The sequence below is a fragment of the Bradyrhizobium forestalis genome (genome assembly GCF_002795245.1).
In the GTDB taxonomy this organism is placed as follows: domain Bacteria; phylum Pseudomonadota; class Alphaproteobacteria; order Rhizobiales; family Xanthobacteraceae; genus Bradyrhizobium; species Bradyrhizobium forestalis.
On the sequence record NZ_PGVG01000001.1, the window covers coordinates 128,082 to 142,109 of the forward strand.

Below are 14,028 nucleotides of genomic sequence, written 5' to 3' on the forward strand. Positions count from 1 at the left end.
TTCACTCCACCGCCTTCGTCACGATGCGGATCTCCGACGTCAGCGTCCGGTGAACCGGACACTTGTCGGCGATCTCCATCAGCTTCTTGCGCTGCTCGGCATCGAGCGCGCCGTCGATCGCGATGTCGCGCTCGATCTGGTCGAGCATGCCCTCGCGTGTCTCGCACTCCGCGCAGTCCTTGCCGTAGATCTTGGAATGCTTCAACGTCACCGTGACGCGGTCGAGCGGCAGCGATTTGCGGTCGGCATAGAGGCGCATGGTCATGGAGGTGCAGGCCCCTAAGCCGGCGAGCAGGAAATCATAGGGGCCGGGGCCGGCATCCTCGCCGCCTGCCGCGACCGGCTCGTCGGCCACCAGATGATGCGGGCCGACGGTGATGATCTGGTTGAACTTGCTCCTGCGGGTCTCCTGCACCACGACCTGGCGCGGCGCATCGGGCAGATCTAGCACCTTCGCGGGCCTTGCGATCTCGATGTAGCGGCTGGCCCAGGCGGCGATCACGTCGGCCGCGTAGAGGGCGTCAGTGGGCTTCGTCAGCAGATGATCGGCATGATCCAGCGAGACGAAGCTCTTGGGATGCCTGGCCGCAACGAAGATCTTCGTCGCGTTGTCGATGCCGACGGTGTCGTCGACCGGCGAGTGCATCACGAGCAGCGCCTTGTGCAGGCCGGTGATGTCCTTCATCAGCTCGTGCTCGGCGATGTCGTCGAGGAATTCACGCCTGATCCGGAATGGGCGGCCCGCAAGCGAGACTTCGACCTCGCCCTGCGCGCGGATGTCGTCGAGATGCTCCTTGAACAGGCCTGTCACATGCGCCGGATCGGATGGGGCCGCGATCGTCACGACCGCCCTGGCTTCGGGAATCTTTCCGGCTGCCGCAAGGATCGCAGCGCCGCCGAGGCTGTGGCCGATCAGGATCGAGGGCGTCTTGTGGACGCTACGCAGATGATCGGCGGCGCGCACGAGATCGGCGACGTTGGAAGAAAATGTCGAATTGGCAAAATCGCCCTCACTGGAGCCGAGCCCGGTGAAGTCGAAGCGCAGCACCGCAATGCCCTTGGCCGCGAGCGCAACCGAAATGCGCTTGGCCGCCAGCGTATCCTTGCCGCAGGTGAAGCAGTGCGCGAACAGCGCGAAAGCCGCGGGCTCGTCGTCGGGTAGCTCCAGCGCGGCCGCGAGCTGATGGCCGCCTTCGCCGGTGAATTGAAAGCGCTCCGTCGGCATGGGCTTCCCCCATTCTTGCGTGAACCTAATCCCCCGAATAGCGCTGCTCGGCCCAGGGATCGCCGCGGTTATGATAGCCGCGGACCTCCCAGAAACCCGGCGCATCCTCGGTCAGGAATTCGATGGCCTGGAGCCATTTGGCGCTCTTCCAGAAATACAGGTGCGGCACGACCAGCCGCACTGGACCGCCATGCTCTTCCGTCAGCGGCTGACCCGACCAGCTATGGGCGAGCAGCGCGTCTTCGGCAGCAAAATCCTCCAGCGCGAGATTGGTGGTGTAGCCGTCATAGCAATGCAGCGTGACGAAGCGCGCATCCTCGCGCGGCTGGCAGACCGCCAGCAGCTCACGCGTGGCGAGCCCTTCCCACTCATTATCGTAGCGCGACCAAGTCGTGACGCAATGGATGTCGGAGCTGAACCGGCTCTGCCTTTGCGCGGCGAACTCGGCAAAGGTCCAGAACACGGGAGTGTCGACCGCGCCGTAGACGTCGAGCCGCCAGCGCTCGCGCGAGACGGGCGGCACGACCCCGAGATCGAGCACCGGCCAATCCTTGGTGAGGTGCTGGCCGGGCGGAAGCCTTTCATCCTCCGGCCGCGTGATCTTGCCTGTGAGAAAGCGCCCCTCGCGAGCCCACTTCTCCTTGGTGCGCGTCAGCTTGCTGTCGGATGGCGTCTCGTCGGTCATGGCCTACTCGTGGCGATGCATTGCGGAGGCGTGCTTGGTGTCGCGCATGCCGTGAAAGGCATGTCCACTTCCTTTGCCTTGGGAAGGCCTACATCGCCTTTCCGAGCAGAAATGGCAACTGCCGGGGGCCTCTCACCGTGCCCTGTGACCAGGTCACCGTCCCCGCCGGATCGAGCCGGAAGTCGGGAATCCGCTTCAGCCATTCCTCCAGTGCAACCTGCATCTCCATGCGTGCCAGGTTGGAACCGACACAACGGTGGATGCCGAGGCCGAAGGCCGCGTGGCGATTCTCGCTCCGGTCGATCACGACTTTGTCAGCGTCCGGAAACATCTTGGGGTCGCGATTGGCGGCCGGGAAGGACAACAACACCATGTTGCCCGGCTTGACCGGACAGCCCGAAATCGTCGTCTCCGTGACCACCTCGCGCGCCATCGTCACCGGCGAATAGGCGCGCAGCAGCTCCTCCACCGCCGTCGGGATCAGCCAGGGCTCGGCGATCAGCCGCTCGCGGTCGGCCGGCGTCTTCGCAAGATGCCACAGCGAGGAGCCGATCGCGCTCCAGGTGGTGTCGATGCCCGCGATGAGAAGCAGGCGCAGCGAGCCCAGCACGTGGGTGTCCTCGAGCGGATTACCGTTCTTGTCCCTGGCGTTCATCAGGTAGGAGATCAGGTCGTCGGTGGGCTTGTTTTTGCGCGCTTCGATGTGGTCGCTGAAGTAGGCGCTCATCTCCTGGACGGCCTGGAGCAGCTTGCTCTCGTCCTTGATGCCGAGCTCCAGGATCCTGTGGATCCAATCGATGAAAAGGTCGCTGTCGCTCTCGGGAATGCCGAGCATGTGCGCGATCGCGCGTACCGGAATGTGTTTCGTGTAGCGCGCCGCAGCGTCCACGCTCTTTTCGGCGATGAAGTCGTCGATCAGCTCGTTGCAGATGGCACGGACCCGCGGCTCGAGCTTCTTCATGGCGTCCGGCGTGAACGGCGGCAGCAGCAATTGCTTGGCCGGCTTGTGCACAGGCGGATCGGAGGTGATGGGCGGGGCGGCGTTCTTGCTGGTAATTTCCGGCCGCACGTCACGGACGATGATCCGGCGGGAGGAGAAATGTTCGGTGTCGTTGGCGATCTCTCGCACCGCCTCATAGGTTGTCGGCAGGTAGCAGCCGAGGAAGCGTTTCGTGTGCACCACGGGACTCGCGGCGCGCAGCTCATCCCAGATCGGGAAGGGGTCCTCGGTCCATTGCGGATCGGTGTGGTCAAAATCATGGACCCAGTCGGTCACGGGCGGATGGGCGGCGGGCTGGTTGGCGTCGGACATGGCAGGGAATCCCTTGGCTCGTGTTCGCTGAAAGCACGCGGGGCGGCAGCGGCCGCGCTACTCCTCGATCACATCGATTGCGATTTCCGGGCAGTTGGATTTCGCAAGCCAGGCCTTGTCCTCGAGCCCCGGCGGGACGGTGCCGTCTCCGGCTTCATGCGCGTTGCCGTATTCGTCGAGCTCGAAAAGTTCCGGCGCGAGAGCCTTACAGCGCGCGTGGCCCTGGCATTTGTCGGGATCGACGTGAACCTTCAATCGCTCTGCCATTGCTGCTTCCTTGGTCGCGTGCGCGCGAGGGCCCGAAGGGCGGCGCGTTTCCTCATCTGAGTTCTGTTTAAGTTATATGCTATTACATTCGCGACGGGCTTCCCCTGTCAAGCGCAAACTTATAGGCTTCGCCTCAACATGCGTTCACAACTCGCCCGCAAGCCCGAGAAGACCTACCACCATGGCGATCTTCGCGATGCGTTGATCAAGGCCGCGCTGCACGAGGCAGAGCGGGGCGGCGCCGAGGCGATCAGCATCAAGGCGCTTGCCAAGCAGCTCGGTGTCTCGCAGCCGGCGCCATACCGGCATTTTGCCGACCGCGAGGCGCTGCTCGCGGCAGTCACCGCGGAGGCATTCCGACAGCTCTCAGCGCTTCTGCGCGAGGCGATGGCGAAGCCGTCGAAGCAGTCGAAACTCTCGCGGCTCGCGCAGGCGACGCTCGATTTCGGTCTGCGTCGCAACGGCATCTACCGCCTGATGTTCGCTTCGCGCACCGTGTCCTGCGCGGCCAAAGGCAGCGAGCTGCACGAGGCGACGCGAGAGACGTTTGCGCTCGTGATCGAAGCCTTGGAAGCGCCCGCTGTCGGCTACTTGCGCGAACGGCAGGCGCTCAAGATCTGGGCGGCGCTGCACGGCGTGGTGATGCTGGCCGCGCAGGGCCTGTTCACCGGTGAGGCGGCGCACGCCACGCGCGAGGAGCTGGTCGAGGATTTCGTCAACGAGACGAAGGCTGCGCTGGCGGTCGCCATCAAGGACGTCCAGCGTCGAAAGAAGGCCGGCGCTTAGGCCCGCGCCTTCAGCAGCCCCATCAGCTTCTCGACAGCGCTGTCCGGCGTCGTCACCACGGGACGGCCGGAGGCCTCTGCAACCAGCGGCGCAGTCGCCGCAATGCTGAATTGCGCGAGCGCGATGACGTCGCAATCGCGTAGGTCCTTTGACGCTTCGACGATCAGCCGGTCATGCGTGGCGCGGTCGCCACGGTCGAGCGCGGCCAGTGCGCCCTCGGCAAGCTTCGGCACGATCTGGACCGAAGCGGGAAACTCGGGCGGCATCGACGCCAGCGTCGGCGGAAAGGTCGAGAGCAGGCCGATGCGCTGACCCATGGTCACCGCCCTCTCGATCATGGCCTCGTTCGGCTTGAGCACCGGCATTGGCGCATGCCTGCGCGCGACGGCCTCGATACAGGGGCCGAAGGCGGAGCAGGTGAACAGGATTCCATCCGCTCCCGTCGCCGCCGCGTAATCGCCGAGCGCGAGGAAACGCTCGGTCATGGCATCGGTGAGTGCGCCGTCGCGCGCCAGATCCGCCGACAGGCTGTCGTCGAGCAGGTTCATCAGTCGCGCTTCTGGCCACGCCTTCGCAAACGCCGCTTCGATCGGGGCGATGGAGTGCTTGAGGGCGTGGATCAGGGCGATGCGAGGGGGCGTCGTCATTGAAAGTGACTACCTGGTAGGTCTCGTGCCCCGGACGCAGCGCAATGCGCGGTATTGCGCTGCCGAGCCGGGGCCCATCTAAGTGCTGGGTCCCGGCTCTGCGCAGCAGCGTTGCACGCTGCAGCGCGTCCGGGACACGGCAGATGCTTACTTGAACGGCACTGCGTACATCAAGCCGCCCTTGCTCCAGAGGCCGTTGAGGCCGCGGTCGAGCTTGAGCGGGCTCGCTTTGCCGACATTGCGCTCGTAGATCTCGCCGTAATTGCCGCCGGCCTTGATCGCCGTGACCAGCCATTTGTTGTCGAGCCCGAGCCGCGAGCCGAGGTCGCCGGACGCACCGAGCAGCCGCTGGATCGCCGGCGTCTGCGACTTCGTCATCTCATCGACATTGGCCTGCGTGACGCTGAGCTCCTCAGCCTCGATCAGGCCGTAATGCAGCCAGGTGATGATGTCGCTCCAGACCTCGTCGCCGTTGCGGGTGAAGGGTCCGAGCGGCTCCTTGCTGATGGTCTGCGGCAGCACGACATAATCGGCCGGGTTCGGCGCCGCGGTGGTCACCGCGCCGGCCAGCGCGGAGGCGTCCTGGGTCATGGCGTCGCAGCGGCCGCCGAAGAAGGTCTGGTACATGGTGTCGACGCGGTCGAACACCAGCGGCTTCCAGTCGATGCCGTTGGCGCGGCCGTAATCGCCGAGCGTGTCCTCGTGCGTGGTGCCCTGTGCGACGCAGACGGTGGCGCCCTTGAGGTCCTTCAGATCCTTCACGCCGAGGTCCTTCTTCACCACGAAACCTTGGCCGTCGTAGAAGTTGATGGGGCCCTGCCGCAGGCCCAGCGTGACGCCGCGCAAGTAGGTTTGCGTCGAGTTACGGTAGAGCACGTCGATCTCGCCGGATTGCAAGGCGGTGAAGCGGTTCTGCGCCGTCAGCGAGACGTAGCGCACCTTGTTGGGATCGCCGAGCACGCCGGCCGCGAGCGCGCGGCAATAGTCGACGTCGAGGCCCTTGTAATTGCCCTGCGAGTCCGGCGCGGAAAAGCCGGCAAAGCCAGCGCTGACGCCGCACACCAGCGTGCCGCGGCTCTTCACCGTGTCGAGCGTCGCGGCCGACGCCATCACGGTTGATGCTGCGAGCGCGCTCGCTGCGATAACCACTTTCCTCATACTACTCTCCCCTCAGTGATTGACACTACGCAACACGTTGTCGACGGCGGTGCCGAGCTTGTCGACGATCTGATCGATCTCATCCGCCGAGGTGATGTAGGGCGGCGCCAGCAGCACGTGGTCGCCGCGCACGCCATCCACGGTACCGCCGCCGGGATAGCAGCCGAGCCCGCCAGCAAAGGCCTCCGCCTTGATCTTCTGGTGCAGCTTGAGCGCCGGATCGAACGAGGCGCGCGTCGCGCGATCGACGACGAGCTCGATCGCCCAGAACAGGCCGCGGCCCCTGATGTCGCCGACATGGCGGTGATTGCCGAAACGTTCGGTCAGGCGCTGCTCGAGCTGCCGGCCGCGTTCCCTGACCTGGTCGAGCAGGCCGTCCTCGCGGATCACGTCCTGCACCGCGAGCGCCGCCGCGCAGGCGAGGGGATGCGCCAGATAGGTGTGGCCGTGCTGGAACGCGCCCGAGCCCGCGCGGATGGTGTCGATGATCTTCCCGCTCGCGAGCATCGCGCCGATCGGCTGATAGCCGCCGCCGAGCCCCTTTGCGATCGCCTGGATGTCGGGTGCGACGCCTTCCTGCTCCCAGGCGTGCGTCGTGCCGGTGCGGCCCATGCCGCACATGACCTCATCGAGAATGAGCAGCGCGCCGTGCCGGTCGCAGATCTCGCGCACCGCCTTGAAGTAGCCGTCCGGTGCGGTCACGGCACCGGCGGTGGCGCCGACAACGGGCTCGGCGAGGAACGCTGCCACAGTATCGGGTCCGAGCCGCTGAAACTCGGCTTCGAGCTCGGCGGCGAGGCGCGCGACGAACTGCGCATCAGACTCGCCCTCGCGCTTCTCGTGATAGGCAAAGGCCGGCGTCACATGGCTGAAAGCGGTCGAGAGCAGCGGTGCATAGGGCGCGCGGCGCCAGGCATTGCCGCCGGCGGCGAGCGCGCCGAGCGTGTTGCCGTGATAGCTCTGCCGCCGCGCGATGAAATGCTGCCGCTGCGGCTCGCCGCGCTCGATGAAATATTGCCGCGCCAGCTTGATGCTGGCCTCGATCGCCGCCGAACCGCCGCTGACGAAATAGGCGTAGGCGAGGCCGCCCGGCTCGTGCCCGACCAGCCTCTCGGCCAGCGCCTCGGCCGGCTCGGAGGAGAAGAACGCGGTGTGGGCATAGGCCAGCGTCGAGGCCTGTTTCGCCATCGCCGCGATCACGCGCGGATGCTGGTGGCCGAGGCAGGACACGGCCGCGCCGCCGGAGGCGTCGATGATGCGGCGCCCGTCCTCGGCAAACAGATAGACGCCTTCGCCGCCGATCGCCTTGGGCGGAGTTTCGCGCAGCGAGCGATGCAGCACGCGGCTGGTGCGAGTGCTCATGGGTCAACCTTTCTCCGAGACGTAGATGGAGGCAGCAGTGAGCCGCGCCTCGGTATTTTCCAGGCGCTTTTTCGCGGCGACGCCGCCGAGCGAGAACGTCACCGCCGCAAGCGACTGCGCGATCGCGATCGCGCCGGTGAGGCTCGGAAAGAACCCGGGAGATGAGGCCGCCTCGAACAGCAGCACGTGGTCGGCGCCCTCGGCCATCGGTGCCGCGAGGCTGTCCGCGATCGCGATCAGCGTTGCGCCGCTGCGATGAGCGGCCTGCGCGACGCGGACGCTCGCACGCGTGTAAGGCAGGAAGCCGATGACGATGACGGCTTCGCCGGGACGGAAGGCGCCGAGATCGAGGTCGTCGGGCCCGGACGTGCCGACGATCTGCACATGTTCGGGACGGAACAAGCGGAGCTCGTAGTTCAAGAGTTCCGCGACGCTGCGGCAGCTTCGATAGCCGGCGATCCAGATCCGCTTGGCATCGTGCACCGCGCGCGCCGCTTCCGCAATCGGCTGGGCCGGGATCCGTGGAAGGCCGGCGGCCTCGGCCTCGAGCTTGTCGATGACGAGCGCGACATCGGCGTTCGGGCCATGGCGTCGGCCTTTTGTGCGGCCGGAGAAGGGTGCGGTCTGCGACGGCCGCCGCGCCTCGGTCAGCGCCGCACGCAGCTCGTCCCAGCCGGAATAGCCGATCGCCTTGGCAAGCCGCGTGAACGCGGCTGGATCGGCGCCGGCTTCCGCCGCGAGATCGCGCATCGAACGGGTGGTGGCGTCGTAATCATTGGCGGCGACGAAGCGGCCGACCTCCTGCAGGCGCAGGGGGAGCGATGGCAATGCGATGCGCAGTTCGCTCAGGGGCGAGGATTTCGCGGGCTCGGCCATGAAACATTTGTTGCATGAATTCGAGTTTGGTGCAACAGTTGACGTGCGCCGCCGGAAATCGCTGCATTTGAGAAGGATTTTTGTGCTGTGACCGCCGATCATCCCAGGCCGCCGCCGCGCCGCCGCCTCCTCGCGCTTGGGCGCAACGAATTGAAGGGCTTGTTCTGGCAGGTCCTGGTGGTCGGGATCGCGGTTGGAGTGATCGCCTTCCTCTGGTCCAACACCGTCACCAACCTCTCGGCCCGCCGCATCACCACAGGCTTCGCCTTTCTCGGCCGCGAGGCCGGCATGCCGATTGCCGACAGCCTGCTCGCCTACAATCCCAGGGACACCTATTTCTGGGCGTTCGTCGTCGGCATCGCCAACACCTTGCGCGTCGCCGTGATCGGCATCGTGCTCGCGACGATCTTGGGCACGCTGATTGGGATCTCACGGTTGTCGGCGAACTGGCTGCTGTCGCGGCTTGCCGCCGTCTACGTCGAAACGCTGCGCGACATCCCGCTGCTGCTTCAACTCCTGTTCTGGTACGTGCTGATGCAGGCGCTGCCGGCGGCACGCGCCGCGTGGCGACCCGTCGAGGGCGTGTTCCTCTCCAATCGCGGCCTGATCCTGCCGGCGATCCCGTTCGGCCCGCCGCAGCTTGCGGTGCTCGGCGCCGCGGTGCTGGGCTGCGCGGTGTTCTATCTCATCCGGCGATGGCTGGTCGCGCAGCAGATGCGCGACGGCAAGCCGCGGCCGGCCTGGCCGTTTGCGCTCGGCCTCATGGTCGTGGTGCCGGTGGCGGTCTCGCTCGCGCTCGGCGTGTCCTGGACGATCGAGTGGCCGCAGCTGCGCGGCTTCAATTTCGTCGGCGGGTTGACGCTCGCGCCGGAATATTTCGCGCTGCTGATCGCGCTCGTGACCTACACCTCGGCCTTCATCGCCGAGATCGTGCGCAGCGGCATCCAGTCGGTGCCGCGCGGGCAATGGGATGCCGCCAACGCACTTGGCCTGCGTCGCAGCTTCATGCTGCGGCAGATCATTTTGCCGCAAGCGCTGCGCGTCATCGTGCCGCCGATGACGAGCCAGTATCTCAACCTGACCAAGAACTCCTCGCTCGCGGTCGCGATCGGCTATCAGGACGTGGTCTCGGTCGCCAACACCACGCTGAATCAGACCGGGCAGGCGATTGAAGCGATCGCGCTGATCATGGCGGTGTTCCTGACCATCAGCCTTTCCATCAGCTTCTTCATGAACTGGTACAACGCGCGCATCGCGCTGGTGGAGCGCTGAGCATGACCGCGATCACCGACATCCCCGATGCACCCCGCGCCGCTCGCCGGCCGCAGACGGGCAATCCGGTGCTGCGCTGGCTGCGCAAGAATCTGTTCTCGTCGATTCCCAACGGTATCCTCACGGTCGTGCTGCTGGCGCTGCTCGCCAAGGGCATCTTCAGCTTCGTGCAATGGGGCATCGCGAATGCGGTCTGGCTGACGCCGGCTAACGACTCCAGCGCCTGCCGCGCCGTGCGTGGCGTCGGCGCCTGCTGGGCGATCGTTCCTGAGAAGTACCGCTTCATCCTGTTCGGCACCTATCCGTTCGACGAGCAGTGGCGGCCGGCGCTGTCGGTCGTGCTGTTCATCGCGCTGTACTATCTCTCGACCCGCCGCGCGCTGTGGCGGCGCGAACTCGTCTATCTCTGGATCGGAGCGCTGGCGCTGATCAGCGTGCTGATGTGGGGCGGCGTCTTCGGGCTCTCCTTCGTCTCGCAGGACCGCTGGGGCGGACTGCCGGTGACGCTGATCCTCGCGACGTTTGGTCTCGCCTTCGGCTTCCCGCTCGGCATCCTCGTCGCGCTCGGCCGGCGCTCGAAGCTGCCGGCGATCCGCTCGCTCAGCGTGCTCTATGTCGAGCTGATCCGTGGCGTGCCGCTGGTGAGCTTGTTGTTCATGGCGAGCGTGATGTTTCCGCTGTTCATGCCCGCCGGGTTCAACATCGACAAGCTGCTGCGCGCGCAGATCGCGATCATCCTGTTCGCCGGCGCCTACCTTGCCGAGGTCGTCCGCGGCGGGCTTCAGGCGGTACCACGCGGGCAGTACGAGGCCGCCGACGCGCTGGGGCTGTCCTATTGGCGCAAGCACCGGCTGATCGTCCTGCCGCAGGCGATCCGCCACGTCATCCCGCCGCTGGTCAACACCTTCATCGCCTTCTTCAAGGACACCAGCCTCGTGTTGATCATCGGCATTTTCGACCTGCTGACGACCGCCAAGACCGCGATCATCGATCCCGCCTGGCAGCAGTTTTCCGTCGAAGTCTATATCTTCGTTGCCGCGATCTACTTTGTCTTCTGTTTCGCGATGTCGCGCTACAGTCGCAGCCTTGAGGCGCCGACAACGCCGAAGTGACGTTCCCCGTTTGGTGCCGCTTGTTTGCGCTTGCCCCGATTGCCGATTTTGAGCTCTAATACCAGAGGTTGCTCCTGCGGTCGATTTGGCGAGGCTGTCATGCGCGTGGCCGTTTTGCGGCAATTTATCGCCGCCCAAATCTGCGTCCCGATCTTCATAACCAATCTCGGCACGTCATCGTGTGCCGCCGAGGGGTTACGGCGCTATCGCGCACCGATCGGTGAGAGTTCGATTTCGGGAATATCGTCGGGCGCGTTCATGGCCGTTCAGTTCGGCACGGCGTGGTCGTCGGTGATCAAGGGCGTCGGCGTGGTCGCGGGCGGCCCTTACTGGTGCGCGAAGGCGGACGCGTTCGACGCCGCCACCTGGTACTGGGGGCCGATCTGGCGGGCCACGGGTGCATGCATGAAAGGGCCGGCGTCGGATCTGGATCCGAAGGATTTTACGGCAAAGGCCGACGCCAAGGCCGCAGCGGGCGAGATCGACCCTCTCAGCAATGTCGGCAGGCAGAAGATCTATCTCTTTCGCGGCTACAATGACGCGATCGTCGACAAGGCCGCGACCGATGCGGCCGCCGATTTCTACCGCCATTATCTAGGGGATGCCAATCGCGCCAACTTGTTCTACCAGGCCACGCTCGGCGCGGGCCACTCGTTCGTCGTGGCGAAACAGGGCGCACCCGGGCTCAACGACTGCAAGGCCAACACGCAGCCCTATATCGACCAATGCGGCTATGACCAGGCCGGCGTCATCCTGCAGCATATTTACGGCCGCCTGAATCCGCCCAATCCCGCGCAGCTTGCAGGTTCGGTGAAGAGCTTTGATCAATCGATCTATACCACGCCGCATCTGCCCGACGCGCTGAGCATGGGCGATACCGGCTATGTGTTCGTACCTCGGGATTGCGAGCAGGGTAGTCCTTGCCGCGTCCACGTCGCGCTCCACGGATGCAAGCAGGACGTCGCCGATATCGGACGCAGATTCGTGGATGAGGCCGGCTACAATGAGTGGGCGGACACGAACCATCTGATTATTCTCTATCCGCAGACCAAGACCAGCCCATACTGGCCGAGCAATCCGCAGGCCTGTTGGGATTGGTGGAGCTACGTCGACCATCAGGATAGCTACGTGACGAAGTCCGGATCGCAAATCAAGGCGATCAAGGCGATGCTGGATGCGCTCGCGGACGCTGCCGCGGCGCCCGCCGGCGCGACCGCGCCCTCGCTATCGGCGCCGCAGTCGCTCACGGTGATCGATACGTCGGATAGCGGCGCTGACCTGGTCTGGTCCCCAGGGGACGACGCAACAACCTACCGGGTTTCGCGTGCGGGGCCAGATGGTGCGTTCCAGGTGATTGGCGACGTGACAGGAACGAGCTTTGGGGATTCCGGTCTGACGCCGCAGACGACATATCGATGGCGTGTCTCGGTCGTTCTGAACGGGGCGGTAGGCCCGAGCTCCCACGAGGCGACCGGCATCACGCGGTCGACGCCTCCTCGCTGCGATGATCCCGGCTCCTGCACGATCGCCAAATAGCGAACCGGGCAACCGTGCTCGCCGCGGATGCGACGGGAGGTCGTGCCGCGCTCTACTTTGTCTTTTGCTTTGCGATGTCGCGCTACAGTCGCAGCCTGGAGGCGACCAGCGGGAGGTGAGGTCTCGTGTCCCGGACAAGGGGCAGCGCGCGAGCGCTGCGCCGCAGAGCCGGGACCCAGGGAGACACAGGAGGTCGCGGAGAGATGGGCCCCGGCTCTGCAGCGCAACGCTGAAGAAGCGCTGCGCTGCGTCCGGGGCGCGAGAGTGAGGCTAGTTCTTCACCTTCGGATCGATCGGCGTCGTGCCGCGCAGGCTTAAGATGTCCTCCAGCACCTTCGCCCCGGCAATCACCTGCGCATCGGCGCGCGGGGCGCCGACCACCTGGACGCCGACAGGCAGGCCAGACGCCGTGAAGCCGCACGGCAGCGACAGCGAGGGGCAGCACGCGAGCGTGACGGCGTAGACGATGCCGAGCCATTCGATGTAGTTCTCGAACCTCTTGCCGTCGCATTCGGCGACGTAGCGGTTCTCGATCGGGAAGGGCGGCACGATCGTGGTCGGCGTCAGCAGCAGATCGTAGCTCTTGAAGAACTCGACCGCCCGCGCGGTCATGCCGACGCGCTGCGCCTCGGCGCGCGCCAACTGCTCGACCGTGAGCTTGAGGCCCTCTTCGATGTTCCAGATCACCTCGGGCTTGAGCAGGTCGCGCTTGGTGCGCAGCAGATTGGCCTTGGTGATCGCGAAATCGAAGGCGCGCAGCACGTGGAAGCATTCATGCGCCTCGCGCCAGTCCGGATGCGCCTCCTCCACGATGGCTCCGGCCTCCGCGAAACGCTCGGCGGCCTTGCGCGTGATCGCCTTCACTTCGGGATCGACCGGCGTGATGCCGAGATCGGGCGAGTAGGCGATGCGCTTCGGTTTCTTGCCCGCCTGTGCCGCCGACAGGAACGAGGTTGCGGGGGCCGGCAGCGACAGCGGATCGTCCGCATAGTCGCCGCTCATGGCATCCAGCAGCAGCGCGAGATCCTCGACATTGCGCGCCATCGGGCCGACCACGCCGAGATTGCGGTCGATACCCGACTTCGGAGTATGCGCGACGCGGCCGATGCTCGGCCGCATGCCGACGACGCCGCAGAATGCCGCGGGGTTGCGCAAGGACCCGCCCATGTCGGAGCCCTGGGCGAGCCAGGCCAGGCCGGTCGCAAGCGCCACCGCCGCGCCGCCGGAGGAGCCCGCTGCCGATTTCGTCGTATCCCAGGGATTGAGCGTCGCGCCGAACACCTCGTTGAAGGTGTTGGCGCCGGCGCCGAATTCCGGCGTGTTCGACTTGGCGTAGATGAGCGCGCCGTTGGCCTCGAGGTTCTCGACCATGAGGTCGGACTTCGCGGGGACGTTGTCCTTGAAGATTGGCGAGCCCTGCGTGTTCAAGACGCCTGCGACGTCGGTCAGATCCTTGATCGGGACCGGCAGGCCGGCGAGCAGCCCGCGCGCGCCGGTCGGCTCCCGCATCAGTGCCTTGGCGCTATCCCGGGCGCGATCGAAGCACAGTATCGGCAGCGCGTTGACCTTGCCGTCGACCTCACTGATGCGCTTCTCCAGCACATCCAGGAGCTCGACCGGCGAGACATCGCCGGACCGCAGCTTGTCGACGACGGCGCATGCCGTTTCGCGGATCAGGTCTTGAGACAATTCTATTACTCCTATGCTTGCTCTAGGCTCCGTCATTGCGAGGAGCGAAGCGACGAAGCAATCCAGCCTTGCTGCAGTAGAGGCATTTCTGGATTGCTTCG

General features: G+C 65.6%; 13 protein-coding genes. 4 read left to right on the forward strand and 9 right to left on the reverse strand.

Translation table 11 applies throughout. The features are described 5' to 3' along the window. Window position 1: 1 nt before the first annotated feature. The 4 genes from CVM73_RS00590 to CVM73_RS00605 form a co-directional block, all read right to left on the reverse strand. Window positions 2–1,225, reverse strand: coding sequence for a bifunctional alpha/beta hydrolase/OsmC family protein (locus tag CVM73_RS00590; RefSeq protein ID WP_100230081.1), 1,224 nt, complete (start codon window positions 1,223–1,225; stop codon window positions 2–4). 25 nt (window positions 1,226–1,250) lie between these two features. Further along, window positions 1,251–1,910 carry a sulfite oxidase-like oxidoreductase gene (locus tag CVM73_RS00595; RefSeq protein ID WP_100230082.1) on the reverse strand — a complete coding sequence of 220 codons (660 nt, stop codon included), beginning with the start codon at window positions 1,908–1,910 and terminating at the stop codon, window positions 1,251–1,253. Between the two features lie 88 nt (window positions 1,911–1,998). Then, window positions 1,999–3,222 (reverse strand): cytochrome P450, encoded by a 1,224-nt coding sequence (locus tag CVM73_RS00600; protein ID WP_100230083.1) that lies wholly within the window; start codon window positions 3,220–3,222, stop codon window positions 1,999–2,001. Between the two features lie 57 nt (window positions 3,223–3,279). Further along, window positions 3,280–3,489, reverse strand: coding sequence for a ferredoxin (locus CVM73_RS00605; RefSeq protein ID WP_018648108.1), 210 nt, complete (start codon window positions 3,487–3,489; stop codon window positions 3,280–3,282). A 138-nt stretch (window positions 3,490–3,627) separates the two neighbouring features. Here CVM73_RS00605 and CVM73_RS00610 point away from each other — a divergent pair, with 138 nt between their 5' ends. Next, the gene (locus CVM73_RS00610; RefSeq protein WP_100230084.1) at window positions 3,628–4,275 is read left to right on the forward strand and encodes a TetR/AcrR family transcriptional regulator; all 648 of its coding nucleotides are present in this window, start codon (window positions 3,628–3,630) and stop codon (window positions 4,273–4,275) included. Here CVM73_RS00610 and CVM73_RS00615 read toward each other — a convergent pair. The 4 genes from CVM73_RS00615 to CVM73_RS00630 all read right to left on the reverse strand — a co-directional run bounded on the left by CVM73_RS00615 (window position 4,272) and on the right by CVM73_RS00630 (window position 8,318). Continuing rightward, window positions 4,272–4,922: an aspartate/glutamate racemase family protein gene (locus tag CVM73_RS00615; protein ID WP_100230085.1), complete on the reverse strand. Its 651-nt coding sequence runs from the start codon at window positions 4,920–4,922 to the stop codon at window positions 4,272–4,274. The genes CVM73_RS00610 and CVM73_RS00615 overlap by 4 nt on opposite strands. A 147-nt stretch (window positions 4,923–5,069) precedes the next feature. Beyond that, the gene (locus tag CVM73_RS00620; protein ID WP_100230086.1) at window positions 5,070–6,080 is read right to left on the reverse strand and encodes an amino acid ABC transporter substrate-binding protein; all 1,011 of its coding nucleotides are present in this window, start codon (window positions 6,078–6,080) and stop codon (window positions 5,070–5,072) included. A 12-nt stretch (window positions 6,081–6,092) separates the two neighbouring features. Then, on the reverse strand, window positions 6,093–7,442 hold the full coding sequence (locus tag CVM73_RS00625; RefSeq protein WP_100230087.1) for an aspartate aminotransferase family protein: 1,350 nt from the start codon (window positions 7,440–7,442) through the stop codon (window positions 6,093–6,095). Window positions 7,443–7,445: 3 nt separating this feature from the next. Further along, entirely contained in the window at window positions 7,446–8,318 is an 873-nt protein-coding gene (locus CVM73_RS00630; protein ID WP_100230088.1) for a MurR/RpiR family transcriptional regulator, read from the reverse strand. A gap of 87 nt (window positions 8,319–8,405) precedes the next feature. Between CVM73_RS00630 and CVM73_RS00635 the strand changes: the two genes are divergently transcribed. From CVM73_RS00635 to CVM73_RS00645, 3 genes are read left to right on the forward strand one after another with little or no spacing between them, the layout of a single operon-like run. After that, the gene (locus CVM73_RS00635) at window positions 8,406–9,590 is read left to right on the forward strand and encodes an amino acid ABC transporter permease (protein ID WP_100230089.1); all 1,185 of its coding nucleotides are present in this window, start codon (window positions 8,406–8,408) and stop codon (window positions 9,588–9,590) included. 2 nt (window positions 9,591–9,592) lie between these two features. Further along, window positions 9,593–10,702, forward strand: a complete 1,110-nt coding sequence (locus CVM73_RS00640) for an amino acid ABC transporter permease (RefSeq protein WP_100230090.1) — start codon at window positions 9,593–9,595, stop codon at window positions 10,700–10,702. A 39-nt stretch (window positions 10,703–10,741) separates the two neighbouring features. After that, window positions 10,742–12,238 (forward strand): extracellular catalytic domain type 2 short-chain-length polyhydroxyalkanoate depolymerase, encoded by a 1,497-nt coding sequence (locus CVM73_RS00645; protein ID WP_146006553.1) that lies wholly within the window; start codon window positions 10,742–10,744, stop codon window positions 12,236–12,238. Between the two features lie 270 nt (window positions 12,239–12,508). On the opposite strand, the gene CVM73_RS00650 is transcribed toward CVM73_RS00645, so the two are convergent. Continuing rightward, entirely contained in the window at window positions 12,509–13,927 is a 1,419-nt protein-coding gene (locus CVM73_RS00650; protein WP_100230092.1) for an amidase, read from the reverse strand. Window positions 13,928–14,028 lie beyond the last annotated feature (101 nt).

What these genes read in the sequence shown, in the direction of transcription:
- CVM73_RS00590 (WP_100230081.1), bottom strand. Translation starts at nt 1,225, where the DNA reads ATGCCGACGGAGCGCTTTCAATTCACCGGCGAAGGCGGCCATCAGCTC.
- CVM73_RS00595 (WP_100230082.1), bottom strand. Translation starts at nt 1,910, where the DNA reads ATGACCGACGAGACGCCATCCGACAGCAAGCTGACGCGCACCAAGGAG.
- CVM73_RS00600 (WP_100230083.1), bottom strand. Translation starts at nt 3,222, where the DNA reads ATGTCCGACGCCAACCAGCCCGCCGCCCATCCGCCCGTGACCGACTGG.
- CVM73_RS00605 (WP_018648108.1), bottom strand. Translation starts at nt 3,489, where the DNA reads ATGGCAGAGCGATTGAAGGTTCACGTCGATCCCGACAAATGCCAGGGC.
- CVM73_RS00610 (WP_100230084.1), top strand. Translation starts at nt 3,628, where the DNA reads ATGCGTTCACAACTCGCCCGCAAGCCCGAGAAGACCTACCACCATGGC.
- CVM73_RS00615 (WP_100230085.1), bottom strand. Translation starts at nt 4,922, where the DNA reads ATGACGACGCCCCCTCGCATCGCCCTGATCCACGCCCTCAAGCACTCC.
- CVM73_RS00620 (WP_100230086.1), bottom strand. Translation starts at nt 6,080, where the DNA reads ATGAGGAAAGTGGTTATCGCAGCGAGCGCGCTCGCAGCATCAACCGTG.
- CVM73_RS00625 (WP_100230087.1), bottom strand. Translation starts at nt 7,442, where the DNA reads ATGAGCACTCGCACCAGCCGCGTGCTGCATCGCTCGCTGCGCGAAACT.
- CVM73_RS00630 (WP_100230088.1), bottom strand. Translation starts at nt 8,318, where the DNA reads ATGGCCGAGCCCGCGAAATCCTCGCCCCTGAGCGAACTGCGCATCGCA.
- CVM73_RS00640 (WP_100230090.1), top strand. Translation starts at nt 9,593, where the DNA reads ATGACCGCGATCACCGACATCCCCGATGCACCCCGCGCCGCTCGCCGG.